The organism is Ruegeria sp. CF5 (assembly GCF_056537325.1).
In genome coordinates this window covers 62,608-88,179 of sequence record NZ_JBQFRI010000004.1, presented here as the reverse complement: position 1 = coordinate 88,179, position 25,572 = coordinate 62,608, and the positions used below count along the sequence as shown (strand labels likewise).

The 25,572-nt window shown below is 57.6% G+C and carries 19 protein-coding genes; 15 read left to right on the top strand and 4 right to left on the bottom strand.

The window, feature by feature from the left end; translation table 11 throughout:
• Positions 1–96: 96 nt before the first annotated feature.
• Together ACR0NW_RS11765 and ACR0NW_RS11760 are read left to right on the top strand one after the other, a co-directional pair.
• Entirely contained in the window at positions 97–1,881 is a 1,785-nt protein-coding gene (locus ACR0NW_RS11765; protein WP_480450468.1) for an FAD-dependent oxidoreductase, read from the top strand.
• 35 nt (positions 1,882–1,916) lie between these two features.
• The gene (locus tag ACR0NW_RS11760) at positions 1,917–5,198 is read left to right on the top strand and encodes an adenylate/guanylate cyclase domain-containing protein (protein ID WP_480450470.1); all 3,282 of its coding nucleotides are present in this window, start codon (positions 1,917–1,919) and stop codon (positions 5,196–5,198) included.
• A 21-nt stretch (positions 5,199–5,219) separates the two neighbouring features.
• Here ACR0NW_RS11760 and ACR0NW_RS11755 read toward each other — a convergent pair whose 3' ends face one another.
• Together ACR0NW_RS11755 and ACR0NW_RS11750 are read right to left on the bottom strand one after the other, a co-directional pair.
• Positions 5,220–6,155: a polyprenyl synthetase family protein gene (locus tag ACR0NW_RS11755; protein WP_170652765.1), complete on the bottom strand. Its 936-nt coding sequence runs from the start codon at positions 6,153–6,155 to the stop codon at positions 5,220–5,222.
• Positions 6,152–6,628 (bottom strand): hypothetical protein, encoded by a 477-nt coding sequence (locus ACR0NW_RS11750; RefSeq protein ID WP_170652763.1) that lies wholly within the window; start codon positions 6,626–6,628, stop codon positions 6,152–6,154. Before ACR0NW_RS11750 ends, ACR0NW_RS11755 begins: the two co-directional genes overlap by 4 nt.
• A 213-nt stretch (positions 6,629–6,841) precedes the next feature.
• Here ACR0NW_RS11750 and ACR0NW_RS11745 point away from each other — a divergent pair, with 213 nt between their 5' ends.
• The 3 genes from ACR0NW_RS11745 (at position 6,842) to crcB (ending at position 7,991) form a co-directional block, all read left to right on the top strand.
• Complete coding sequence (locus ACR0NW_RS11745) at positions 6,842–7,171, top strand: hypothetical protein (protein WP_480450473.1); 330 nt, start codon at positions 6,842–6,844, stop codon at positions 7,169–7,171.
• Positions 7,172–7,236: 65 nt separating this feature from the next.
• Positions 7,237–7,632: a fluoride efflux transporter FluC gene (locus ACR0NW_RS11740; RefSeq protein ID WP_480450474.1), complete on the top strand. Its 396-nt coding sequence runs from the start codon at positions 7,237–7,239 to the stop codon at positions 7,630–7,632.
• A complete protein-coding gene (crcB, locus tag ACR0NW_RS11735; RefSeq protein WP_480450476.1) occupies positions 7,629–7,991 on the top strand; it encodes a fluoride efflux transporter CrcB in 363 nt (120 codons plus the stop codon). Before ACR0NW_RS11740 ends, crcB begins: the two co-directional genes overlap by 4 nt.
• Before the next feature lie 26 nt (positions 7,992–8,017).
• Here the strand turns inward: crcB and ACR0NW_RS11730 are convergent, their stop codons facing one another.
• A complete protein-coding gene (locus ACR0NW_RS11730) occupies positions 8,018–9,595 on the bottom strand; it encodes an FMN-binding glutamate synthase family protein (RefSeq protein ID WP_480450478.1) in 1,578 nt (525 codons plus the stop codon).
• 104 nt (positions 9,596–9,699) lie between these two features.
• On the bottom strand, positions 9,700–11,442 hold the full coding sequence (locus tag ACR0NW_RS11725; protein ID WP_480450479.1) for a thiamine pyrophosphate-dependent enzyme: 1,743 nt from the start codon (positions 11,440–11,442) through the stop codon (positions 9,700–9,702).
• Between the two features lie 395 nt (positions 11,443–11,837).
• Between ACR0NW_RS11725 and ACR0NW_RS11720 the strand changes: the two genes are divergently transcribed.
• The 10 genes from ACR0NW_RS11720 to ACR0NW_RS11675 all read left to right on the top strand — a co-directional run bounded on the left by ACR0NW_RS11720 (position 11,838) and on the right by ACR0NW_RS11675 (position 25,572).
• Positions 11,838–13,937 (top strand): hydantoinase/oxoprolinase family protein, encoded by a 2,100-nt coding sequence (locus ACR0NW_RS11720; RefSeq protein WP_480450481.1) that lies wholly within the window; start codon positions 11,838–11,840, stop codon positions 13,935–13,937.
• Entirely contained in the window at positions 13,934–15,601 is a 1,668-nt protein-coding gene (locus tag ACR0NW_RS11715) for a hydantoinase B/oxoprolinase family protein (RefSeq protein WP_480791869.1), read from the top strand. The genes ACR0NW_RS11720 and ACR0NW_RS11715 overlap by 4 nt, the downstream gene beginning before the upstream one ends.
• Positions 15,598–16,665: a pyridoxal phosphate-dependent aminotransferase gene (locus ACR0NW_RS11710; RefSeq protein ID WP_480450484.1), complete on the top strand. Its 1,068-nt coding sequence runs from the start codon at positions 15,598–15,600 to the stop codon at positions 16,663–16,665. The genes ACR0NW_RS11715 and ACR0NW_RS11710 overlap by 4 nt, the downstream gene beginning before the upstream one ends.
• The gene (locus ACR0NW_RS11705) at positions 16,662–17,402 is read left to right on the top strand and encodes a maleate cis-trans isomerase family protein (RefSeq protein ID WP_480450485.1); all 741 of its coding nucleotides are present in this window, start codon (positions 16,662–16,664) and stop codon (positions 17,400–17,402) included. Before ACR0NW_RS11710 ends, ACR0NW_RS11705 begins: the two co-directional genes overlap by 4 nt.
• A 102-nt stretch (positions 17,403–17,504) precedes the next feature.
• Positions 17,505–18,785: a Coenzyme F420 hydrogenase/dehydrogenase, beta subunit C-terminal domain gene (locus ACR0NW_RS11700; protein ID WP_480450486.1), complete on the top strand. Its 1,281-nt coding sequence runs from the start codon at positions 17,505–17,507 to the stop codon at positions 18,783–18,785.
• A 167-nt stretch (positions 18,786–18,952) separates the two neighbouring features.
• Positions 18,953–20,632, top strand: a complete 1,680-nt coding sequence (locus tag ACR0NW_RS11695; protein WP_480450487.1) for a N,N-dimethylformamidase beta subunit family domain-containing protein — start codon at positions 18,953–18,955, stop codon at positions 20,630–20,632.
• Positions 20,629–21,723 (top strand): AraC family transcriptional regulator, encoded by a 1,095-nt coding sequence (locus ACR0NW_RS11690; RefSeq protein WP_480450489.1) that lies wholly within the window; start codon positions 20,629–20,631, stop codon positions 21,721–21,723. The genes ACR0NW_RS11695 and ACR0NW_RS11690 overlap by 4 nt, the downstream gene beginning before the upstream one ends.
• A gap of 126 nt (positions 21,724–21,849) precedes the next feature.
• The gene (locus ACR0NW_RS11685; protein WP_480450491.1) at positions 21,850–23,466 is read left to right on the top strand and encodes a xylulokinase; all 1,617 of its coding nucleotides are present in this window, start codon (positions 21,850–21,852) and stop codon (positions 23,464–23,466) included.
• On the top strand, positions 23,459–24,118 hold the full coding sequence (locus tag ACR0NW_RS11680; RefSeq protein ID WP_480450492.1) for a class II aldolase/adducin family protein: 660 nt from the start codon (positions 23,459–23,461) through the stop codon (positions 24,116–24,118). The genes ACR0NW_RS11685 and ACR0NW_RS11680 overlap by 8 nt, the downstream gene beginning before the upstream one ends.
• The gene (locus tag ACR0NW_RS11675) at positions 24,115–25,572 is read left to right on the top strand and encodes an aspartate aminotransferase family protein (protein ID WP_480450493.1); all 1,458 of its coding nucleotides are present in this window, start codon (positions 24,115–24,117) and stop codon (positions 25,570–25,572) included. Before ACR0NW_RS11680 ends, ACR0NW_RS11675 begins: the two co-directional genes overlap by 4 nt.

Sequence of the window (25,572 nt, the reverse complement as noted above, 5' to 3'; positions counted from 1 at the left end):
TGTTCCCAAAATGGGTAATGACGCGTAGTGTGTCGGTACTTGCGACACTGGCCAATAGTGCAGGCAAGGCGTCGCCCCAGCAAAGGTGGTGAATAAATGCATAAGGTTTCAATTGTTGGCGCCGGGATCGCTGGTCTTACGGCAGCACTAAGACTTTTAGAACGTGGCTTTCACGTAACCCTTTATGAACAGGACAATTTTATCGGTGGGATGTTGCGATCTCACAAGGAGCACGATCACGGAGAATGCCCGCGCGAACACAGCTATCACATGCTGTGCAATTGGTATTACAACTTCTGGTCGGTCGCCAAAGATCTGGGAATCGAAAAGAACTTTACCCCTCGGGAAAGTTTTAAGTTTCTGTATAAGGGGCATCTGGATGACATGCCCGAGATGGTCAACCCCGGCGGAATTCAAGACTTTTATCGAAACCTGACAGGTGGTGCAGCTCCGACGGAAGAGTTGTTCCTTTTCATGTATTCGATGGTCGACCTGCTTTCGATTCCGGACAGTGAAGACGATAAACTTGACCGGATGTCCTTCAATGGCTGGTTGCGTGGCCGGCCTTATTGCACGGACGAAGTTGTGAGCCTGCATGAAAAAATCTGGCAGACGGTCTGGGCAATCGACAGTTGGCAGGCCTCTGCCCGCAGCTACAAAACGTTTCTGAAGTACGGCAACCGCGTTCCGGTCCCTCAGCTCTGGCTGTTCGACGGGCCCAAGAAAGACACGCTGCTCGACCCGTTTCTGAAAAAGCTCCATTCGTATGGGGACAAGTTCGAACTAAAATACCTGCACCGGATAAAGGAAATTCATCCGGACAAATCCGGCCAAAAGATTGGCAAGCTGGTTTTTGACGAGGTTACCAAATCGCCTTCGGTCTATACGGACTGGAAGGTCAAAAAGAAGAATATCGTAGCCGACGTCTCGGATCAGAACGTTATCATCAGCGTTTCGCCGGGCGCTTTCGCGTCCATGGTCACGAACGATCTGTACATTGCCGATCCTGATCTTGGACAGGTCCGCTATCTGGAAGCCGAGCCCATGGCCTCGGTCGAGCTTTATCTCAATCGCAAGCTCGACGACATACCCGACGAAGTCGTCGTGTTCATGGATGCGCCATATGAGATGACATTCTTGAACTATTCCGCCACATGGGGTCTGGAAAACACATTCCTCTATGTCACCGTCTCGGATTTCAAATCGCTGCTGTCGGTCGAGCCCGAGCGTCGGGATGCCAACAATAACGTCATACTGGATTTGAAGAATCCCAAGACCGCCATCGATTATATCTTGCGCGAGATTGTGGAAAATCTGGATTTGACGGTTGCAGATATCGACCTGTACCAGACCTCGGTCGAAACGAACACGGGCGAGGAGTTGTTCGCCAACCTGACCGGCAGCTGGGCACATCGTCCCGAAGTACAGACGGGATTTTCGAATATGTTCCTAGCAGGAACATATGTAAGAAACTTCGCGGATGTCTCGACCGTAGAGGGTGCCTGCGCCACAGGGCTGATGGCGGCGGAAGGCGTGCGCAAGATGGCGCAACTGGAACCGAACAAGGGTGAAGTGGGCACGCCCATCGAAATGATCACACCGGAATTTTATCCAAGCCAAATGTTCCAGGCTCTGAAAGTGGCATGGGCGCCACTTGCCGCCAGTGCAAAAGCCTGGTCATTCGCGGACAAAACTCTGGGGATCAACAAATTCTGGCCACCCAAGGACTTCAAACTTCCCAAATCCAAGTTCACCCCCAGCCCCGATGACCTGGGATCGCTGTTCACCGATTGGCAGCCTGCCAGCAAGTGGGACAAAAAAACAATGGGTCTGGGCCCATTGTTCTGGAACTACACGGTTGACGGTAAACGGCGGAAATAGATACGAAGTTAAGTAAGTAAGTTCAGAGAAGACCCATGACAACAAAGACAATTGAGGCGTGGTTAAGTGAAATTGGCTTGCCTCAATACGGTGAAGTGTTCGAAGAGAACGGCATCGACCTGGATATTCTGGGGGATGTGACTGACGAACACCTGAAGGAAATGGGTGTTTCGATACTTGGCCATCGTCTCAAGATCGCCAAGGCCATCGCCGCGCTTAGCTCTGCCCCGGTTGCAGCCAAGCCCAGTGGAGCGATGGCCAGTGAAGAAGCGGCTGAGCGGCGGCATCTGACGATCATGTTCTGTGATCTTGTCGGCTCGACCGCACTTTCGGCTCGACTTGATCCGGAAGACTACCGCGATCTCATGGCGCTTTATCAGGCCACGGTTTCCCGTTTTGTCATCAAGGCGGGGGGACACGTCGCGCAATACCTTGGCGATGGGGTCGTTGTCTATTTCGGCTATCCTGTCGCACAGGAGGATGCCGCAGAACGGGCATGCCGATCTGCACTGGAAATTGTCGAAGCGGTTGCGTCGCTCGACACAATGGCGGGGGAATCCCTGCAAGTGCGTATCGGCATTGCCACCGGTACGGTTGTGGTCGGGGATCTTGACCGCACTGGTGTGGATTCCACCTCAGCCGTTGCCGGGGATACCCCCAACCTTGCCGCCCGTCTGCAAGGGCTGGCAAAGCCGGGGCAGATCATAATCGGCGACAGGACCCACTCCCTATTGGGTGATATGTTTGTCTATAAGCCCCTGAAAAACATTCAGCTGAAAGGTTTCGCACCAGGACAGGTCGCATGGCGCGTCGTTTCCGAAGCGCAACGGCAGGAAAGGTTTGCCGTCACATCCGCGCGCAAAACGCTGACACCACTGGTAGGTCGTGAAAAGGAACGCGCGCGCCTGATGGCGGCATGGGATGACGTTAAATCCGGGAAAGGCAGGGTTTGCCTTGTATCGGGCGAGGCCGGTATCGGCAAAAGCCGTCTGTCCTACGAAATTGTGAATCAGGCCAAGATTGAAGGCGCGCGGGTTTTCCACCTTCAATCCGCACCCTATTTCGAAAACACGGCCCTCTATCCCATCCGGCGTAGGATCGAGCATATGCTCGATTTCTCGGTTGAAGATGACGACGACGTGCGGCTGGACAAGCTGGAAAAGCTGGTCGTCGCCGAGGGGGATCTGGGTGAGGCGCGCGCCCTAATGGCGTCGCTTTTTTCATTGCCTTGCGACAGATATCCGTCACTCAACCTTTCACCAGCGCTGCAAAAGGCTCGTACGAACGACATGCTGATCGAGCAGGTCATCGTACAGGCAAAGCAAGGTCCGTTGCTGGTGCATTTCGAAGACCTGCACTGGATCGACCCTACATCGCTTGAGCTGTTGAACAGCTTCGTGGAGAAGCTGGTCGATCATCCGATTTTGCTACTGGCGACCAGCCGACCGGAATTCAGCCCTGAATGGAACGTTGATCATCTTGAAACCCACAAGCTCTCGCGACTTTCAACCGCCGAGGTCGAAAGGTTGTTGGACAGCATTACGCAAGAGAAAGCCTTTACGCCCGAGCAGCGCAAACAACTGCTGGATCGCTCTGATGGGGTGCCGCTGTTTGCCGAAGAACTGACCCGCTCCGCTATGGAAGCCAAAGACAGCGTCGATCTGGTGCCCGAAAGCTTGCAGGACAGTTTGATGGCCCGTCTCGACAAGCTGGGTTCGACCCGTGAATTCGCCCAGATCGGGGCCGTGATCGGGCGCGAATTCGATATCGATCTACTGGCACAGGTCACAGACACACCACTAACCGAGCTTTCGGATTCGATGGAGCAACTGGCCGAGGCCGATCTGGCCTATCCGTCTGCAAAGGGTAATAGCTGGATGTTCCGCCACGCGCTGATTCAGGAGGCCGCATACCGGTCGATCCTGCGCAAACGTCGATTTCAGCTGCACGGAAAGATCGCGACAACGCTGGAGGACAAGTTTCCCGAGCGGTGCAAATCAGGGCCTGAACAGGTTGCAAACCACTTTGTGGCTGCTGGCCTTGGGGACCGATCAGTTTCCTACTGGCTGACGGCAGGGAAATCGGCATGGGGACGGGCTTCGATGAAGGAAGCCCTGGTACAGCTAGGTCACGGGCTGGATTTCGTCAACGAAATCAAGGACCCCGCCGAGCGCGCCAAGCTGGAGCTACAGCTTCAGTCCACCATCGGTGTCGTCCATTTTGCGGCAACCAGCTATGCCTCGCCTCAGGCGCAGACAGCATTTGAGCGCGCGCGCGAGCTGTTTGGAGATGTGGACGATTCCGATCTTCGCGTCGCCGTTCTGTATGGAATCGGTGCGTTTCAAACCATGCGTGGGGATGTCGAAGCAGGGCACAAGACTTTTGCTGCGCTTGCGGAAGAGGCCGAGCGCAGCGGAAACGCCCGCTACGAAATCTACTCAGACGCCATGCAGTGCTGGTCGCATTTCAACCGCGGTGACTATGCCGAGTCCGTTCGATATGGCGAGCGTGTGCTTGAGCTGTATGATCAGGGTGTCTGGGATCAGCCTGGTCCGCGTCTTTCCGCCGCCGAACCAAAGGTGATTTCCGAGTGTTTCCGCGCAGCGGCTCTCTGGTCATTGGGGTATCCCGAACAGGCCGTAAAGGTCGGGAACGATATTCTTGAATATACCCGCACCCTGCCGGATCCGTATTCACTGGTCTATGCGCTGTCGAATGGCGTCATTCGCGTGCACGACTGGAACGGCGACTGGGATAAGGTCATGGAGTTGACCGAAGAATGCAGCGCGGTGGCCAGCGAATATGGCTATGGATTCCTCGGGCTGTGGGGATCGTTCTGGCGCGCACGTGCGATGGCGCAGAAAGGTCAGCTGGAAGAAGCCGAGCAGATGACCGCAAAGGCGGCGGCCGCCTGCAAGGCTGCGGGCGTTCATTACCACCGTGTTTGTTTCGAGGCCAACCACGCACGCCAGCTTATTGCGATGAACCGGCTGGAGGATGCGGCCGCTGTGCTGGACGATCTGCAGGGGCCGTTGACCGAAGGGGGCGAATTCAATCACGCCATTGAACTGAATCTTGTCAAAGCCGAACATGCGCTGGCTTGCGATGACAGGTCAAAGGCCGAAGAATTCTATCAGGCTGCTCTGACATTGGCAGAAGAACGGTCGGCCCTGTCCTGGCAGTTGCGCGCGTCACTTGGTCTGGCGTCTTTGCGAACCAAAAAAGACATTCGCACAAGCCTTGTCCAACCCGTCTACGCGCAATTTCAGGAAGGTCATTCAACCCAATACCTGACCGCCGCCAAAGAGCATATTTAGCGGCGCACCTGTTCACCCGCGTCAGCGGGCTTCGCCCAGTGCGCGGGTGCGATCAACCAGAGTGATCAACTTTTTCGGATCCTTTGCGAACCGTCTGGCCTCAGCAATCGCGCTTGCGGCAATCCGGTCCAGTTCGGCCTCGGCTTCCGGCAACGCAGCGCGAAAGGCTTCGGCTAAAGCGTCATAGTTGTCCGGGTTGGGGTTGCGGAACATCGCTGCCACCTCTGGTTCGCGCACCGCGATTGCCGCAGGCAGGGTCAGGATACCGTCGCGGATGTCCTCCTCACCGCCGCCGCCAAGCGCCTCGGTGCCCCGCACATCCGACACGTCGTCACACGCGTGGTACAGCGTGCCCAGCAATGCACCGTACTGGCGCAGGCCTTCGCTGCGATCCCCCAGGCAGGCGGCCACCTCAAACATGGAACCGGTATCTTCCTGCGCCAGCCGCCGCCAGTCTTCGACGCCGCGGGGCATCTTGCGGCTGTCCCATTGCATCACCTCAGCCACGCCCAGACGCGACATCAGTTCGGACAGCAGGGAAATGACCTGTGGGTCCCGGGCCATTATCCGATACCCTTCCGCAACCATAAAGCCGGATGTCATCAGCGCAGTCAGTTGCCCGAAGGCCGTGTGCATTGTCGGCTTGCCGCGACGCTCATCTGACTGGTCCAGAATATCGTCAACGACCAGCGTCATGTTGTGGAACAATTCCAGCACCAGAGCTGCCTGAATGGTGTCGTCCGATACCTCATCGCCGCCCGCCGCCGTTTGGCAGGCAAAAATTGTCAGCGGCCGAAAATACTTTGACCCCGCAAGAAACTGCTCGCCGAGCTGGGGCTGCATTTCCGGCGGTGTCGATTTCACCCACTCACCAATTGCAGCGCGTAGCGTTTCGGTTTCAGCTTCAAATCCCAGCTCCGGAATAATCCAATCGGAGCGAACGCCTTCGTTATTCATGATTTGGGCTTTGCATAGCGGCGAGGACCATCCAGATCATCGTCGTCCGAATTCACCACATTGCGGAGTTCCGCTTCGATATCCATCAAGTCGCGCTGCAAAAGCTTGGCCTCACTCATCGACAATTCCGAGATTTCGCGCAGGATAGCGCGCGCCTTGTCCAGCAACACCAGTTGCTGCGCTTCCAAAGATTGCCCTTTGGGTTCGGGCACGATCGCCTCGATCGCGTCCACGCCCTGCGTCCCGATGATCGCGGCAACCTGCTGCCAATACCGCAGGGCCGAAGTCAGCCATCTGGCCTGTGCCTGAGCCAGCAGGTACATCACATCCGACTGAAATCTCCTGCCGCCGGTTTCATGGTCTTTCAGCGACGCCAGAACGTCCTTCAGCGCCGAAAGATACATGGCCGCCATGTCGTCAATTGACGACGGATCATGAAATGTCTTGCGTGACGGGTCGCTATCCTGATCCATAAATCTATCCTGTTAACTGTGGTTAACATGCTTCAACATTCCCGCCAAAAAGGAAACAGTTATTCTTCACTTTCCGGGGGTTGGTGGAAACACTTTCCGGGTTTGGGCAGTTCGTAACCAAAGCAACCGAGGGCAGGCAATCCCGGGATTTGCGTTGGAACAGGAATATGCAATGCTCTAGGTTCATCCTTGTTATTTTTTGTTGGAAAAACCATGAAACATTATCTTTGCACGGCTGCTCTATGCCTGAGCGCTTCCGCAATGCCCGCGTTTGCAGACGAGACCTGCCCCTGGGCCGGAGGAGAGTACGAATTCAAGGAACACGGTATTTATGGTGACTTCACCGTCAACGGCGACTGCACCCAGCTGGTCTGGAGCCGACTAAGCGACGGGCCCGAAACAACCGCGCTTGCAAAGACCAATGGTGGCTGGGAAGGAAAGCTTGAAAAGGCAGACGTGGAGCTGCTGGAGAATGGTCGCAATCTCAGGATAACCGGTAATGGCGGTGCCATGCGACAGGCCAGCGCCAAGAGAAAGAACTAAATTCTGACAACGGCATGCTGTCATGAAACCTGCATCCATTTGGCGGGGACGAGTGTACGAAAACGGTGACCGGTCTGCGTGAACGTATTTTGATGTATGGTGCCGTCTTTGTTGGTGGTGCATTGGGGTCGCTGCTGCGCGAGGTTTTCGCGCTGGAAATCCCTGGCGCGCCTTTTCTGACGGCGACTTTCGGGATCAACATCGCGGCCTGTCTGATGCTGGGCTGGCTTTATGCTGTCCGGCATCGCGTTCACGCCCATGTAATACACTTGGGTGCTGTCGGCTTCTGCGGCGGATTGTCAACATTTTCATCATTCGTGGCAGAGCTTGAAAGGCTTGCCCAAGACGGAAGCGGCTATGTAACCGTGGCCATTTTGTTCGAAATTGTCTTTGGTCTGGGCGCGGCGATACTGGGTGAGGCGATCGGGCGGCGCTATCACGCGCAGAAAAAGCAGAGATGAACGAGTTTTATCTTCATGCCGCATTTGCCTTGGGGGGTGGTCTGGGTGCAGTTCTACGCCACTGGCTTTCCCGTGTTGTCACCCATGAACTGCCCTTGTCCACACTGATCGTAAATGTGGCGGGCTGCCTGCTTTTGGGCCTCTGGCTCGGGTACCTTGGAGACCTTCCAACAGTGCCCGAAGAAGAACGCCGCCTTGTCTTTGGCTTTTGCGGCGGGTTCACTACGTTTTCCAGCTTTGCCTACCAGTCGCTTCAGCTTCGCCGTGAACGCACTGTTCTAATGGCCGCTGGCAACGTTCTACTAAGCCTCGGTCTGTGCTGGATCGCGCTGTGGATCGGGTTGCACCTGAGCATGTGACAGACCCCGGCCCGCAACATTCAGCGTTAGAACTGGCTGGCAGACGCCCGTTCCCAATTGGCAGCATAAGGTTCCGGCACATCGCCATCCAACAGCGCGCCGTCCGTCAGGAACGTATATAATTCGGCATAGCTCCGTTCCCTTTCGTCGGCAGTCCGCCGCAGGATATCCGAAGGCTGCAGATCGCGAACGGTTTGCCGACCCATCGCACCCAAAATCTCGCGAAAGCTCTCCAATGTGGTGTCGTGAAAGCGGTGAACGCGCTGCCGTTTTTGCGGCACATTAATTGCGCGTGCCCGCACCGGATCCTGAGTGGCAACGCCACTGGGGCAGCGGTTCGTATTGCAGTGCAGCGCCTGAATGCATCCGACCGCAAACATCATGGCCCGGGCCGAGTTGCACATATCGGCACCCAACGCGAACTTTTCGACCAGATCATAACCGGTGGCGACCTTGCCCGAACAGATTATTCGCACCTTGTCACGCACGCCGATCCCCCGCAGGCAGTTGTGAACGAAAATCAAACCTTCGTTCACCGGCACGCCTAGACGGTTCGAATATTCGACCGGTGCAGCGCCAGTACCACCTTCGGCCCCGTCGACCGTGATGAAATCTGGCAGAATACCGGTTTCGAGCATCGCCTTGCATATCCCCATAAACTCCGAAGGGTTCCCGATGCAGAGTTTGAACCCCACGGGCTTGCCGCCCGACATCTCGCGCAGATGTTGCACGAATTTCATCAGCCCCTCGGGCCCGTCAAATGCGGAATGGGTCGGAGGAGAAATCACATCCTTGTGCGGCTCAACCCCGCGAATTTCCGCAATCTCTTCATCCACCTTGGCTGCGGGCAGAACGCCACCATGGGACGGTTTTGCCCCTTGGCTCAGCTTGATCTCGATCGCCTTGACCACATCTTTTCCGGCTTTTTCCGCAAATTTGTCCTTGTCAAAGCCGCCTTCAGGCGTTCGGCAACCGAAATACCCGGTCCCGATCTGCCAGATGATATCTCCGCCTTCTGCCAGATGATGGGGGCTGAGGCCGCCTTCGCCCGTATTGTGAGCAAACCCGCCATCCCTTGCGCCACCGTTCAACGCTCGGATCGCCGTATGGCTGAGCGCACCGAAACTCATCGCGGACACATTCAGGCGGGATGCGTTGTATGGCTTGTCGCATTGCGGTCCGCCCAGCGTGATCCTTTCTTCGCTCTTGTCCACTTCCTTTGGCGCAAGCGAGTGATTGGACCGGTGATAGCCGACTTTCATGATGTCATATTGTGTGCCGAAGGCTTGTGTATCCTGCTGCCCCTTTGCGCGGGAATAGACCAACGCGCGCGTAATCCGGTTGAACGGGCGGCCGCTGTCGTTTGTTTCCACGAAATACTGACGAATTTCGGGGCTAACGAATTCCAGCATGTACCGGAAATGCCCCAAAACAGGATAGTTGTTCAGGACGTTGTGCTTCGTTGTGGTCAGATCATAAAAACCGATCAGAACATAGGGAATGACAATCACCAGCAGCCACAGGGCCGGTGTCCAGAGCCATCCCAGCAACAGCGTCAGCGGCAGGCCGAGGAAAGCGACAGCGTAATAGATTTTGCGTACCATTCTTCCATTCTCCGACAGAAGTATTCCGTAGAGACCCCGGTGAAATCCGGGATCGCAATGTCAGTTCCCGATGCGGCCGGTCAGATTTGCGCCGATAACCCACGTCACCATTGTGCCTTGAGTTCCTTGACCCAATTATCCCACTGCGCATGATCGCCCTTGGCCAGCAGAATACCTTCCTTGAGCTTCGACATGCCAAAACCCCAGGCCATGTCAGCCTTGATATGGGGCGGCATTACCAACTCACCCGGGGTTACCATTGCTTCGATTATGAAAGGCTTGCGGCTGGCCTTGGCCTGAGAGATCGCATCCCTGATGTCGGCGGCATGTTCCACCCGGACGCCATCGCCACCGCACACCTTGGCGTATTCGGCAAAATTGGGGTTCACAAGGTCGGTCGCCGCGGGGTTCATCGCATAGCCCGATACCTGCATCTCCATCTTCACGAAACCAAGCGTCTGGTTGTTGAACACGATCACCTTGATCGGCCAGTCATAGCGAACTGCAGTCACAAAATCCTGCATCGACATGCCAAATCCGCCGTCGCCACAGAATGTCCAGACCTCGCGGCCGGGGTCCAGTGCTGCAGCCCCCAGTGCAGACGGCAGACCAGATCCCAGCGATGAATGATTGAATGAACCAACCATGCGCCGACCGTTCTTCATCCGCGTTTGCCGCGCCACCCAAACCGTACATTCCCCGATATCCATGGCAAAAACCGCATCGTCAGCAGCCTGATCCGAAATCTCGCGGGCAAACAGCTGCGGGTGCAACGGTTCGGAACTGCGCTCAAGACTCGCCTCCTGATCCTGCTGTTTCAACCACTTGGTGCAAAGTCTGATCTGATAGTCGGCAAAACTGCGATCACTTTTTTCCTCAATTTTCGGCAATAGCAGGTCCAACGTCGCCCCGGCATCTCCCAAAAGACCTGATGCAATCGGCGCGCGGCGGCCCAGATTTTCGACGCTCCGGTCGATCTGCACGATTTTGGCCTTGTCGGGCAAAAACCACTCATACGGAAAATCCGTGCCGATCATCACCAGAACATCGCAATCGCGCACCGCGTGGTACCCGCCGGGGTTGCCGATCAACCCGGTCATGCCGACAACGTTCGGATCGTCATAATCGAAGATGTCCTTGCCTTTGAGTGAATGGGCAACAGGCGCATTCAGCCGCTTGGACAGGGCCATGACCTTATCCTTTGCATCGCGGCAGCCAACTCCGGCAAAGATGGCGACTTTTTTTCCAGCATTGATGATCCCTGCTGCCCGGTCGATCTCACAATCCGGCGGGATCAGGATTGATGGCGTTTTCACCAGCGGATGCATCTGGTGCAGACTTGGCACCGGCTTTTCCGACACATCCATGGGTAGTTCGATCCGGACCACCTCGCGGTTTAGCAGCGCGCGCTGCACAGCGATCTGGGCCAGTCGCGGCATCTGGTCTGCGGTGTTGATGACAGCCTGATAGGCGCAGACATCCTCGAACACCTTGTCCAGATTGACCTCCTGATGATAACCGGTGCCGCGTTCGCGATGCGCTACCTGACCGGTGATCGCAACCACCCCGGCCCCTTCACGTCTGGCATTGTAAAGCCCGTTAATAAGGTGCAGCGCACCGGGGCCAACCGTTCCTGCACAAATACCGATCCCGCCCGTCAGGTGCGATTGAGCATAAGCGGCATAGGCTGCGTTTTCCTCGTGGCGGACGCCGATCCATTCAAACCGGTCATCCCCCCGCATCGCTTCCAGAAGCGGGTTGAGTGCATCACCGGTCACACCAAAAATCTGGTGACCCCCTGCGTCGGCGAGAATATCCAACAACACTTCGCAGACGTTCTTGCTCATCGGTCCCTCCGGTCTGGTCGGCGTACAAGCTACACGCCTGCCTTATGAAAAATGTGCAAATACTCTGGCCATAGTAGGTGGCCAAAACAAAAAAATGTAAAGTTTCAACAGGATTGCAGATACCCGTAAGGCTCGTGCACTCGGGATTTTCGCCAAATTCTGTAGTTTTGCACCTTTCAACGTGGGTGACGTACAAAAGGTTTTTGTCGCTCACGGGCATTTAGGTCGCAATTCGGCTTGCCGGAATCGCCACAACAGGCCCAACTGACACCATGATCAAACATTGCGTTCCAAATTGTCTAAACCGCCGTATCACCGGCTGCGATCTGGTCACCCGAGGCTGAGATCGGTTTTTCCCGTCTCTGATGCTTTGATGTCCAGCTTTGGAATGCCCTATGACAACTCCTCCTGCATTGCGCCTTGCCATTGATATTGGCGGCACTTTTACCGACACCGTTCTTGTTTCAGGCGACGAGACCATTGTCGCTTCGACCAAGACCCTGACAACGCACCAAAACCCCGCCGACGGAGCCATGGAGGGTGCCGCCCGCGTCATGGCACAATCAGGCCGGCATCTGGGTCAGGTGACCGGGTTCATTCACGGCACGACTCTGGCCACAAACGCGCTGATCGAACGGCGCGGGGCAACCGTCGCCACCATCACCACCGAAGGGTTCCGCGACATCCTCGAAATCGCTTACGAAAGGCGATATTCGCAATATGATATCAATCTGGAAAAGCCCGATCTTCTTGTTCCCCGCGACAGGGCGCTGACCGTCCGCGAACGAATGTCCGCAGATGGTAAAGTCCTGATCGAGATGGACGATGCATCGATCAATGCGCTGCTGGAACAGCTTGATGAAAGCGGTGCCGAAGCCGTTGCGATCTGCCTCATGCATTCCTATGCAAATCCCGCGCATGAACGCCGGTTGCGCGATGTTCTTGCAGGCCGGCGGCCCCAGCTGAAGGTTTCGATCTCGTCCGAAGTCAGCCCTGAGGCACGGGAATTCGATCGTCTCTGCACCACCGTCGCCAACGCCTATATCCAGCCGCTGATGGAAACCTATCTGTCACGATTTGCCGAGCGGTTTGCGACCGAAGGTGTGAGCTGCCCGATCCTGATGATGACCGCAGGTGGCGGCATGTGCACCATCGACACCGCCGCGCGGTTCCCGATCCGGCTTGTCGAATCCGGCCCGGCCGGAGGAGCAATTCTGGCGGCCCGGATCGCGGCGCGTTCAGGATTGGAGCAGGTACTTTCCTTTGACGTAGGCGGCACCACCGCCAAGCTTTGTCTGATCGACAATGCCCGCCCGCAGACCTCGCGACAGTTCGAGATTGCCCGCGCAGCGCGTTTCATCAAAGGCTCGGGTATGCCGGTGCGAATTCCGGTGATCGAAATGATCGAGATCGGCGCGGGTGGCGGTTCTATCGCCGGGGTCGACCGGTTGGGCCGCCTGACTGTCGGACCCAAATCAGCAGGGTCGGAACCCGGCCCGGTGGCGTTTGGCCGGGGCGGCGACGAGCCTACGGTGACCGACAGCGACATCGCGCTTGGTTATATCGTGCCGGACACGTTTGCAGAGGGGCATATCAGCATCGATCCGCAAGCTGCGTCTGCGGCTTTGGAAAGGGTCATCGGCGCGCCGCTGGACCTTGGTGCAATCGGTGCTGCCGATGGCGTCAGTCGGATCGTCGACGAAAGCATGGCCAGTGCCGGGCGGATGCATGCGGTAGAAAGCGGCAAGGACCTGGGCGCGCGCACGATGATTGCCTTTGGCGGCAACGGTCCACTGCATGCAAGCCGGGTGGCACGTTCCGCAGGAGTCGACCGGATCGTGATCCCACCCAATCCGGGCGTCGGTTCTGCTGTGGGGTTCCTGTTCGCGCCGGTCTCGTTCGAGATCGTGCGCTCACGCTATTCGTTGCTGAACGGTCTGGATGTCCAAGCGATAAATGATGTGTTCGACGAAATGATTGCCGAGGCACAGGCCGTCGTCTCGCAAGGCGCTGGTGATGCACCGGTTCAGACATTCCGCACCGCTTTCATGCGTTACAGCGGTCAGGGCCACGAAATCGAAATATCCCTGCCGAACCGGGCACTTTCCAAAGAAGATATCGTGCCTCTGACAACAGCATTCGAGACAGAATACCAAAGGCAGTTTTCACGCCCCGTGCCGGGAATGGAGATCGAGATACTGAACTGGGCGGTCCGTGTGTCCACGCTGGACCGACCTGATCAATCAGTTCCGGCGATGCCACCCCCCACCACGGTCAGCGTATCCGAAACCCGCCCGATTACCTGCGACATTGACGGTACAATAAAACAGGCCGCCTTCGTGGCGCGCGACAGCCTGCAACCGGGCGACCGGGTCACCGGCCCTGCCCTGATCACCGAACCTCAGACAACGACGCTGGTCTCGTCCGATTTCTCGGCCCATGTGGACGGTGTTGGCAATCTGGTTCTGATCCGCGACCGGAAAGGAGTTGCATGATGAACATGACCCCGACAAACGATCTGTCTCCTGCCCGCTTGCAAGTAATGTGGAACCGGCTGCTGGCAGTGGTCGAGGAACAGGGACAAACCCTGATCCGCGCCGCCTTTTCCCCTATTGTCCGCGAATGCGGCGATATTTCAGCCGGAATATTCGACGCCAAAGGCCGCATGCTGGCGCAGGCCGTGACCGGCACACCGGGCCATATCAACACCATGGCCGAAGCAGTATTGCATTTACGTGACCGCTTTCCGGTCCAGGACATGCAGCCGGGCGACATCTATATGACAAATGACCCCTGGCTGGCCTCGGGTCATCTGAATGATTTTCTGCTGATGATGCCGGCGTTCAGGAACGGCAAAGTCGTAGGTTTCACCTCGTGTACGTCGCATCTGGTGGATCTGGGCGGTCTGGGCATGGGACCGGAAGGGTCCGACATCTATGACGAGGGCCTTCTGATCCCGCCTTGCAAATTGGTCGAGGCCGGAGAGCCCAACGCGCTTTTGCTGGACATCGTCCGCGCCAACAGCCGAGAGCCCATTGCCAATGAGGGCGACATCTATGCCCTGATCGCCTGTTGCGAGGCGGGGGTGAAACGGCTTTTGGACATGATGGAGGAATTCAGCCTCGACGATCTTGAAACGCTCTCACAATACATCATTGACACGTCGCGGCGCGGAACGCTGGAGGCTATCGCAGAGGTGCCCGAGGGCGTCTACAAGAATGCCCTGAAGATGGATGGCTATGAAAACGAACTGGAACTGCATGCCACACTGACCGTCAGCAAGGATGGGATGCACGTGGATTTTGCAGGCACGTCCGGCTGTTCCCGAAAAGGTATCAACGTGCCGCTCAACTATGCGACCGCTTATACCGTTTTTGCGCTGCGCTGCATCGTGGGGCCGGACATTCCCAATAACGCAGGCTCGCTGGAACCCTTTACCGTGACTGGGCCCAAAGGCTGCATTCTGAACGCGCAGCGCCCGGTTCCGGTCGCCATGCGGCACACGCTGGGTCAGGTGACACCTGATCTGGTACTCGGGTGTCTGCATCAGGCCCTGCCCGATGAAGTTCCGGCCGAAGGCGCATCCTGCATGTTCGATCTGCCTATGCGTCACGCGCCCGAGGTGGCGCGGGATGGCGGGCGCGAATTTGCCGTCGAGCCCGTCCACAACGGCGGCACTGGTGCCCGCCCTCATGCAGACGGGCTGTCAGCTACTGCCTACCCATCGGGGGTATACGGCTCTCAGGTCGAGATCACCGAAAGCGTGGCGCCTGTCACCATCTGGCGGCGCGAGTTGCGCCCGGATTCAGGTGGTGCAGGCAAGTATCGGGGCGGGCTGGGACAGAGGATCGAGATGACCTCGGCCAACGGTGCGCCATTCATTGTGTTTCTGTCGGTCGAAAGGCTGAAGTTCCCTGCGCTTGGCCGGGATGGAGGACTGCCCGGCGCGCCGGGACGCATCCGGTTTCGCGATGGAGGTGATGATATCCCCGGCAAAGGCGAGCTTCGGGTTGAGGCAGATGACTATCTGATTTTCGAAACCCCAGGCGGCGGTGGTTTTGGCGATCCGTCCGATCGCGACCCAAAAGCTGTGGCGCGAGACCGCAAACGGGGGCTAGTGACCGAGGCCGGAGCCAAGCTGTATCGAGGTGCACCATGATCCGCCCCGTTCCTCATGTTCACGCGATGGCGGCCTATGCGCTTGCCGATCTTGGCGGGTCCGATACCGTCTCGCTGGCACAAAACGAAAGCGCCTTTCCGGCAAGCCCTGCAGCAATCGCTGCCGGGCGTGCGACGATGGATCAGGTGCCCCTCTATCCCGATCCGGAATGGACCGAATTGCGTGCGGCCATTTCCCATGTTCATGGGCTGGACCCTACGAAAATCCTATGCGGCGCAGGTTCGATGGAACTGATCGGTTGCCTGATCCGCGCCTTTGCCGGGCCCGGTGATCGGGTTCTGGGCACCGATTACGGCTATGCCTATGTGGCCTCGGCAACCGCGCAGGTGCAGGCGGATTATGTCAAGGCGCGCGAGGTTGATATGACGGTATCGGTTGACGACATCCTTGCTGCGGTGACCCCGAAAACGCGGATCGTTTTTGTGTGCAATCCAGGTAACCCGACCGGGACCCTGATTTCAAACTCCGACATTCTGCGTCTGCGGTCGAACCTGCCCGCCGATGTGCTTCTGGTGGTGGATCAGGCCTATGCCGAGTTTGCTGATGCAGCTCAGGACCCGGGAGATATTTTTGGTTTGGTGGAGCGGGGCGACACCGTGGTCATGCGCACATTGTCCAAGGCTTACGGGCTGGCGGGCGCGCGAGCAGGTTGGGGGTATTTCCCTCCCGAGATCGCCAATGAACTGCGCAAACTTCTGAACCCGAACAACATCTCGACCTGCTCTCAGTCAATGGCGGCCGCAGCCATGCAGGATCAGGCCCATATGCGGGAAACCGTGGCGCGTACTGCCGAAATCCGCGACGGTTTTGCCAAAGACTGCCGCGGGCTGGGTCTGGAGGTTCCCGACAGTCACACCAATTTCGTTCTGCTGCGATTTGATAGCCCCGATACTGCCCGCCGCAACGATACCGCGCTGCGCGAGGCAAAGCTGCTGATGCGCGGTATGGGTGGTTACGGCCTGCCCGATTGTCTGCGCGCCACCATATGCCAGCCTCCCGTAATGGAGCGCGCGCTTTCAGTGTTGAAAGGAGTTCTAACATGACGATCCAGACACGAACCCGCGCCAAAATAGGTGTGCTGGTTCCCTTCACCAACACCAATCTGGAACCGGACATGGAATTGATGCGCCCACCCGGTACCACTATGCATTTTCAACGCATGGGCGGTTACGATGTGGATGAGGTTCCGGGCGCGGATCAGATGGCAGGTCTTGGTGCGTCGGATATCAGCCATGATCTGCGTATGATTTCAGGTGTCCGTCCGGACGCGGTGCTGTACGGCTGCACCTCGGCGACACTGACCCACGGACCAGAATTCGACACCGATCTGGCGCGGCAGATCAAGGCAGGCTCGGGCGCGGTTTCCCTGACGGCTGCCGGATCGCTGGTCGCAGCGATCAATGCGCTGGGGGCTGCCCGCGTGGGATTTTCCTCGCCCTATCTGGGTGAAATAAACGAACAGGCCGTGGCGTTTCTGGCTGAAAATGGGATCGAAACCGTCAAACGTACCGATATCGGTCGCGAGCTTGGCAACTACGGGCAGGGCGAACTGACACCCGATGAGGTTTTTGAACTTGCCTGCCGGGCCGACCATCCGGACGCGCAAGCGATCGTACTTAGTTGCACCGACATGCGCGCAGTTGAGGCCATCAACCGGATCGAGGCTCATCTTGGAAAACCTGTTGTCACCTCAAACCAGGCCATGATGTTCTGCCTGGTGCGTGCGCTTGGCTTGCCGCAGCACGACAACTTGCCCGGGGAACTGTTCAATCAGCTTTAATCTGCAGGTGATCATAGAATGCGCCCCTGCCCTGTATCTGCCGTTTTTGGGCAAGCCTGAAGGGCGGGGATGGGTTGGGGTGGGTTCGGTGGAGAAAATTTCGTGACACAAACATCAAGCCCGGCCGAGCGGCTGAACCGGATAACCGAAGATGCCATGTGTATCGGCTGTGGCTTGTGTCAATCGGTGGCCGGACCTCAGACAGTGCAGATGCAGGTCGTTGAAACCGGTTACGAGCGTCCGGTCGTGACCGGAGAGCTGACACATGAAATGGTGGATCATCTGATGGATCTGTGCCCGGGCACACGGATTGAGGGCTTGCCTGAGTGCCAAATCGACGAAACCACAAAGACCGATCTGGTTTGGGGTCCTTACCAGAGCATGTCTCTCGCCTATGCCAGTGATCCCGATGTAAGGCACAAGGGATCAACAGGGGGCGTTTTGACCGCCTTGGGGATGTTTCTGGTCGACTGCGGTGAGGTCGACTTCATTCTGCATGCCAGAGCGTCCACAACAGAACCGACATTCGGAGAACGCGCCGTTTCGCCCACGGCTGCGGAAGTACTGGCGGGTGCCGGGTCGCGCTATGGCCCGACCGCACCGCTGATTGATGTGCTGGAGCAATTGGACAAGGATCGGCCTTTTGCCTTTGTGGGCAAGCCCTGCGACATTGCTGCGCTGCGCAATCTTGCGCGCGTAGATGCACGGGTGAACACGCTGGTCAAATACATGCTGACCCCGGTTTGCGGGGGCTTCATGCCACCACAGGGCATGGCGCGTTTTCTGGATCAGGAACTTGGGATCAACCCTGAACAGGTAACCGGATTTCGCTATCGCGGCCACGGTTGCCCCGGCCTGACCCGGGTCGAAATGGCGGGCGGGATGGTTCACGAAAGGCGCTATACTGATTTCTGGGGAACCGACGAAAGCATGTGGGTGCTGCCATTCCGCTGCAAAGTCTGCCCCGACGGTATCGGCGAGGCCGCGGATATCGCGGCCTCGGACACATGGCCCGGTGGCTCTCCTGATCCGGCAACCGAAGATGACGATCCCGGCACCAACGCCATTGTCGTGCGCACAGCGCGTGGTGCCGATCTGGTGGACCGCGCGGTCGCGGCCGGATATCTGACGATCACCACGCCGGTCGATCCGCGTTACATGGACAGTGTCCAACCGCATCAGCGCAACAAGAAATACGCCGCTGGTGCCCGTCACGAAGGCCTGCGCACCGAAGGTAAAACGGCCCCCATGACCAGTCGGCTCCGGCTGGATGCGCTTATGAGCGATCTGGATGACGAGCAAGCTGCCTTCCAACGGGAAGGCACGCGAGAACGGGTTCGGATCGGCAAGGCCTCAGAACCCACGCCCAGATCGAAAATGTGACGTCGACTGCCACCAGATTAGCCGGAACCATGGTTATGGCCACTTCTAACGCGAGCAGTTGAGGCTTTGACTTGTCGGCTTTTCCGAAAAAAGGAATGGTGCAATGATCGGTTACGGGGCCGCTGGCGTCAGTTGGTCCGGAATATCTGCCATAATGGGAATGACCTATGTCCGCCTTGGAATCCGCCGCTCCGGCGACCACGCCACGCACCCGTGCCAAGGCGCGGCACATCCTTGATAACTACTATATCGGTCCGTCGCGGGATGCTGAGGTATTGGAAATCTGGGGTTATACAGAGCGTATGACCTATGCGCCCGGCGACAACGTGGCCTTGCGTGTATCGACGACCGCCGAAACATGGAGCCTTGAGATCGGTCGCGACGGTGCCGTTTATGAGGCCATGCTGACGGAAACCGGTCTGAAAGGCGTGCATCAGGATACACCCGAGGATTGTTCGGTATGTGGTTGCGGTTGGCAGTCGTCTTTTGAATTCACCATTCCCGACGATTGGAAAGAAGGCGGCTATCTGGTGACGTTGCGCGCCGAACGCGACGGAGACATGGTCGAGGAACACCACATGCTCCTTGTCCGCCGTGCGGCCGACAAACCGCCCGCGCCCTATCTGCTGGTTTGCGCCACCGGAACCTGGCTGGCCTATAACTGCTGGGGCGGATCGAACCATTACGAAGGCATAACTGGTCCCGAAGGCAATGCCTTCTCACCGGTGGTTTCGACCCAACGTCCATGGACGCGCGGGTTCTGCAAATTACCCGAAGGCGCCCCCCGGGCAGTACCCGAAGCTCCCCACACCCCCGGTGGAATGGTTCGTTATCCGTACATGGAATGGGCGTATAGCTATGGCTATTCCAAGAAATACGCCTCGGCCGGTTGGGCCAGTTATGAACGCCATTTCGCCCGTTGGGCCGAGATGCAGGGGTTTGAAATCGACTTTGCCACCCAACACGATCTTGATGCCGATCCGGATTTGCTAAGCCGATATCGCTGCGCCATATTTGTCGGCCACGACGAATACTGGTCCGCCAACATGCGTCACGCCGTTGATCGTTACACAGAAGCCGGAGGCAACATTGCGCGGTTCGGCGGCAATTTCCTGTGGCAGACCCGCATCGAAGACGAAGGGCGCAGCCAGGTATGCTACAAGTACATGGCCGATCAGGACCCTCTGGTGGGCACCGATCAGGAACATCTAGTCACGGCCGCTTGGGAGGTTGATCCGGTCAACTGGCCCGGTGCAAAAACGTTTGGTACCAACGGGTTGAAAGGGGTTTATGCCGGGCTGGGGCGCTGCGTGGGTCAGGGCAGCGGCGGTTTCACGGTATACCGGCCCAGTCATTGGGCGTTGGATGGCACCCAACTGGGCTATGGCGATCAGTTGGGCGCGGCTTCACGCATCTTTGGCTATGAAGTGGATGGCGTGGACTATCGCATGGAGGACGGCCTGCCCTATGCCACAGGGACTGACGGGGCCGACCCCGAGATGGTGATTCTGGCCCTCGGCCTAGCCACCAATGTCGAACCACAGCACGGTATTTGGGGCGAAACCGTCTATATCGGAGACGCCGATGCGACTTTTAAAGCGCACACCATGTTTGGTGAGGTCACGGCAGAAACGCTGGACCGCAGCTCGCGGGGCAACGGGGTAATCGTGAACTGGAAACGCGGCAAGGGCGAGGTTTTTACCGCCGGTACCTGCGAGTGGATCATGGGGCTTGTACGTCACGATTGGCAGGTCGAGCGCATAACCCGGAACGTATTGCAGAAGTTTGGTCACACGTCTCAGGACGTGGAGCCGTTCGACCCAAAATCGAACGAACAAGCCGTATGAAACAAATGCCCGGAAACCCGGTTACTTCATTCACAGAGGCTGCGCCCTCAGGTCACGAAACAGGTGAGAACGACACCCGCTATCTGACCGCGGATATCCCGGTTTTCCTGATCCGCTGTCTGACTGCAACTATGAAAGATCTTGGAATCTCGACCTCGCGACTGACGGCAGGTCTTGGCCTGTCGATCGAAGACCTGACCGACCCCTACTGTCGCGTTTCCTTTCGGCAGGGCCGTGAATTCATCCGCCGTGCTCTCGATATGGCCGAGGATCGAGCACTGGGTCTGGAAACCGGCTCGCGCGAGAGAATAACCTCAATCGGTCTGGTTGGATTTGCGATGATCACCAGCAATACACTGGGTGACGCCATTGAGCTGGGGCTGAGTCTGCAAAAGGAAACCGGCAGTATGCTGGAATTTGATGCGCGGACCGAAGACGGGGCTTTCGTTGTGTCGGCAAACAGCCGGTTTCATGATCCCGACATCCATGTCTTTCTGGTTGAAGAGGCGTTTTCCAGTTTCATGCAACTTGCGTTGGACCTAATCGGGGACACATTCAAGCCGCTGCGTGTCGATCTGACCTATCCCGAACCGATCTATTCCGGCCTGCGATACTCAGAGGTTTTCGGATGCGACATACGGTTCGGACAGCCGGAAAACGCTTTTGTCTATGATCTGGCGTGGCATCAGACGCCCTTGTTGACCGCTGACCCTTTGGCCCACAAACAAGTGCTGGGGTACCTGCAGGAGACCGGGATGCGGGCGCGGGAAATGATGGAGCTTGTGGAAACGGTCGAAAGGATTATCCGGCAGAACCTTTCCGATGCACCAAAGTTCTCTGCCGTGGCAAAAGCACTGCATATGAGCGACCGGACACTCCGCCGAAGGTTGGGAGAGCTGGATGTGACCTATCAATCGCTTCTGGATCGGCAAAAAAGGCTCAGGGCGCTGGAACTGCTTCGCAACCCCGTCTGGTCACTGGATCAAGTCGCGCAGGAGGCTGGATTCAGCGATCCGCAAAACTTCCGCCGCGCATTTCGCCGCTGGACCGGAAAAACGCCAGCGCAGGCCCGCCGGGAAATGATGGAATGATAGATTAGCCGACAGCATCTGAGTGGCCACATTTTTGGCCGATAATGACCCTTCACTGGCCATTTCGGAAGTTAGCGCAGCCCCTGATGGTGCCTAGTATCTGATGTCACAGGTTCAGGGCAGCAGATGCAAAACGACGGAAATACAAACACCAAAGCCCACATTCTGGCGATCGACCTTGGTACAAGCGGGTGCAAGGTCGGTGTCATATCGCTGGACGGAAAGGTATCGGGCTGGGCCTTTCGTCCCGTTGCCCTGCATGTTGTGGGCGAGGTCGGTGCCGAGCAGGTGCCCGATGATTGGTGGACTGCATTTCTGGGCGCCGCTGACGACGCGCTTGCGCAAAGCGGGGTGAAACGAAACAGCATTCTTGCCATCTGCAGTTCCACGCAGGGCGAAGGTACCCTTCCGGTCGACCGGGATGGTAATCCGTTGATGAACGCGATCACCTGGCTGGATATGCGCGGGCAGCAGCACCTTCACGCCAGCATGAAAGGTTTGCTGAGGATTGCGGGATATAATCCGCTAAAACTGGTTCGATGGCTGCGCCTGTGTGGCGGGGCCCCTGCCTTGTCGGGCAAGGACCCGGCAGCGCATATGCTGTTGGTAAGGGATCGCTTTCCGGGCATTTATGAACGCACCTACAAATTCCTCAACGTCTTGGACTTCTTCAACCTGCGGCTCACAGGGCGGTTCGTGGCAACACAGGATTCCATTCTAACCTCATGGGTGACAGACAACCGCGATCCGGCCAACATCCGCTATGATGGCAAACTGATCGCCCAGAGCGGTATTGAGACGGACAAATTCCCTGACCTTGTTCGCTGTGACGAGGTGTTGGGGCCGGTTTTGCCGGATGTTGCCGAACAGTTGGGCATTCCATCCTCCACACCGGTCGTCGCTGGCGCCATCGACAACACCGCCGCGGCCATCGGCAGCGGTGCAGTGGTGGATTATGACACCCATCTTTATATCGGGTCATCCTCGTGGCTGGCGGCGCATGTGCCCTTCAAAAAGGCCAATGTGTTTAACCAGATCGCATCGGTTCCGTGTGCCCTGCCCTCACGTTATCTGATGATGGCAATGCAAAGCAGCGGCGCAAGCAGTATCGAGTTTTTCAAGAACAGAATGCTGGATCATTCTGACGGGCTGACCGAAGGCGGTGCCGCCCGGGATATCTTTGCCCGCCTCGATACGGCGGCAAACGAAATTGCGCCCGGAAGCGACGGCCTGATGTACCTTCCCTGGCTGTTTGGCGAACGCAGCCCAAATGATGAAAGCGCTTTGCGCGCGGGTTTTCTGAACATTCATGCCGATCACAGCCGCGCCACCATGGCCCGCGCGGTTTTGGAAGGTACCGCGCTAAACACCCGCAAGATGGTCGGTTCCGTCAAACGGTTTCTGGGCCGCTGGCCTGCGCAAATCAACATCGTCGGTGGCGGCGCACAATCGGACAGTTGGTGCCAGATTTACGCGGATGTCCTGAATACTCCGATCCGCAGGCCCGTCGCGCCAATCAAAGCCAATGCGCTGGGGGCTGCTGTCATAGGCGCCGTGGGCGTCGGCCAGATGGACTATGCCAGTGCGGCTGAGATGGTGCATATCGAAAAGGTTTTCGAGCCCGACCCGGCAAACAAGGGCATCTATGACGCCCGCTTCGATGTTTTTCGCGATCTGCAGAAGCGCCTGACACCCACATTCCGGCATCTCAACTCCAACACATCAGGAGGGGCACATGGTTGACTTCGTTCACGAACGCGCTGCCATTGTTGATATCTGTCACAAGCTGTCCGATCAGGGATATCTGGCCGGAACAGGTGGCAACGTCGCCCTGCGGCTGAGTAAAGATCTGTTTGCGATCACACCGTCGGCCACCGATTATACCACGCTCACACCCGCCGACATCGCGATAATCCGGCTGAACGGGTTGGAACAGATCGATGGTGACAAGCCCGCATCGGTGGAAAAAGGGCTGCACGCACGAATGCTGAGCATGTTCCCCGACAGACCAGCCAGCATTCATACCCATCAGCCGGTCGCCAGTGCGGTCGCCTTGCTGCACAAGCGCCTGGATTGGCCCGAAGGATCGGACTATGCCGTGACCGGCGATCACATCGCTTTGGCCAAATACCGGCCGTCAGGCACCGGAATGCTGGTCAAGGCCCTGGGCAAGGCGTTGCGCAACGACGTCTACTGCTATCTTCTGGCCAGCCACGGCGTGATCGCATCCGCCTCTTCGCTAGAACAGGGTGCCGATCTGGTTGCCAAGATCGAGGATGCGGCAGCGCAATATCTGAGCCCACTCATCCGGAACAACCCGAACCTTTCGGACGCCACCCGTCAAATGACGCTTGGCACATTGGAAGGTATCCTGACCAAAGGATCAGAATCGTGAACGCGGAACAAAAAATAAAGCAACCCACTGGCCTGCCGACCTATCCGGATACGCAGGTTGTAATGGACAAGCTTCAGGCGCTGCTGAAGGAACCCGTGCGTTCGATCCGGCCCGACGCCATGCCGCAGATTCTGGAGTATTTCGAGCAGAATTGCCAGAAATCCAAGGCTTTGTCTGCACGCGCGGCCGAGGTCATACCCGGTGGCGTTCAGCACAATCTGGCCTTCAACTACCCCTTTCCGCTGGAAGCGTCGAAATGTGAAGGGGCGTATATGTGGGACGCCGACGGCAACCGCTATATCGACTTTCTGCAGGCAGGCGGGCCGACACTGTTGGGATCAAACGATCCGGATGTGCGTCAGAAAGTAGTCGATCTGCTTGAAGAATGCGGTCCCGTCACCGGCCTTTTCCACGAATACGAAATGAAGCTTGCCGAACTCATCCGCACGCATATGCCAAAGGTCGAAATGTTTCGGATGCTGGGATCGGGTACCGAGGCCGTGATGGCCGCAATCCGGCTCGCACGGACCTTCACCGGCAAAAAACAGATCATCAAGATCGGCGGCGGCTATCACGGCTGGAGCGATCAGATGGTTTACGGCCTGCGCGTGCCGGGAACCCGGCGACGCGAGGCGATGGGCATTCCGCGCGGCACCACGACACGAACGCACGAGGTGTTCCCGAATGAGTTGGGCACGTTGCGCCGCAGGCTGATGCTGAACCGGATGCGGGGTGGGACTGCCGCCGTCATAGTCGAACCGCTTGGCCCGGAAAGCGGCACCCGCCCTGCCGACCGCACCTACAACAACGAAGTGCGCAAACTGTGTGACGAATTCGGAGCGCTTTTGATCTTTGACGAGGTGGTGACGGGTTTCCGTACCGGAATGGGCGGTGCGCAAGGGTATTTCGATGTTTACCCCGATCTGACCGTGTTCGGGAAATGCCTGACTGGCGGCTATCCGATGGCGGGTGGTATCGGTGGCAGGAAAGATGTGATGATGCGGCTTGCGGGTGGTATCGGCGGCAGTCAAAAACGCGCATTTGTCGGTGGCACCCTATCCGCCAACCCGCTCTCCTGCGTCGCCGGATACTATGCGATCCGCAAGATGGCCGAGACCGATGCCGCCGGTCACGCAGGTCGCGCCGGTGATCGCCTGCGTCAGGGATTGACTGAAATCCTTGATCGGCTGGGCCTGCCGTTTGTCGCCTATAACTTCGGCTCAATAGTGCATCTGCAGACCACGGCGGTCATGTTGATGAGCATGCGCACGCCGCTGAAGCTGATGCGCGAAGCCAACGCACGCAAACACGCGATGGAGGAGATGGGCGCCGCCTATCTGGCGCACGGTATCCTCACGCTGGCAGGCAGCCGCATCTATACCAGCATGGCCGACACGGATGACGTGATTGACGATGCGCTTAACCGTTTCGAAGACGTATTCAAACTGGTCTGA

Excerpts from the sequence above, each read along its gene's own strand:
- ACR0NW_RS11680 (WP_480450492.1), top strand. The coding sequence starts at position 23,459 with ATGGTTGACTTCGTTCACGAACGCGCTGCCATTGTTGATATCTGTCAC.
- crcB (WP_480450476.1), top strand. The coding sequence starts at position 7,629 with ATGAACGAGTTTTATCTTCATGCCGCATTTGCCTTGGGGGGTGGTCTG.
- ACR0NW_RS11755 (WP_170652765.1), bottom strand. The coding sequence starts at position 6,155 with ATGAATAACGAAGGCGTTCGCTCCGATTGGATTATTCCGGAGCTGGGA.
- ACR0NW_RS11750 (WP_170652763.1), bottom strand. The coding sequence starts at position 6,628 with ATGGATCAGGATAGCGACCCGTCACGCAAGACATTTCATGATCCGTCG.
- ACR0NW_RS11760 (WP_480450470.1), top strand. The coding sequence starts at position 1,917 with ATGACAACAAAGACAATTGAGGCGTGGTTAAGTGAAATTGGCTTGCCT.
- ACR0NW_RS11695 (WP_480450487.1), top strand. The coding sequence starts at position 18,953 with ATGTCCGCCTTGGAATCCGCCGCTCCGGCGACCACGCCACGCACCCGT.
- ACR0NW_RS11730 (WP_480450478.1), bottom strand. The coding sequence starts at position 9,595 with ATGGTACGCAAAATCTATTACGCTGTCGCTTTCCTCGGCCTGCCGCTG.
- ACR0NW_RS11715 (WP_480791869.1), top strand. The coding sequence starts at position 13,934 with ATGATGAACATGACCCCGACAAACGATCTGTCTCCTGCCCGCTTGCAA.
- ACR0NW_RS11685 (WP_480450491.1), top strand. The coding sequence starts at position 21,850 with ATGCAAAACGACGGAAATACAAACACCAAAGCCCACATTCTGGCGATC.
- ACR0NW_RS11705 (WP_480450485.1), top strand. The coding sequence starts at position 16,662 with ATGACGATCCAGACACGAACCCGCGCCAAAATAGGTGTGCTGGTTCCC.
- ACR0NW_RS11765 (WP_480450468.1), top strand. The coding sequence starts at position 97 with ATGCATAAGGTTTCAATTGTTGGCGCCGGGATCGCTGGTCTTACGGCA.
- ACR0NW_RS11690 (WP_480450489.1), top strand. The coding sequence starts at position 20,629 with ATGAAACAAATGCCCGGAAACCCGGTTACTTCATTCACAGAGGCTGCG.
- ACR0NW_RS11710 (WP_480450484.1), top strand. The coding sequence starts at position 15,598 with ATGATCCGCCCCGTTCCTCATGTTCACGCGATGGCGGCCTATGCGCTT.
- ACR0NW_RS11725 (WP_480450479.1), bottom strand. The coding sequence starts at position 11,442 with ATGAGCAAGAACGTCTGCGAAGTGTTGTTGGATATTCTCGCCGACGCA.
- ACR0NW_RS11720 (WP_480450481.1), top strand. The coding sequence starts at position 11,838 with ATGACAACTCCTCCTGCATTGCGCCTTGCCATTGATATTGGCGGCACT.
- ACR0NW_RS11745 (WP_480450473.1), top strand. The coding sequence starts at position 6,842 with ATGAAACATTATCTTTGCACGGCTGCTCTATGCCTGAGCGCTTCCGCA.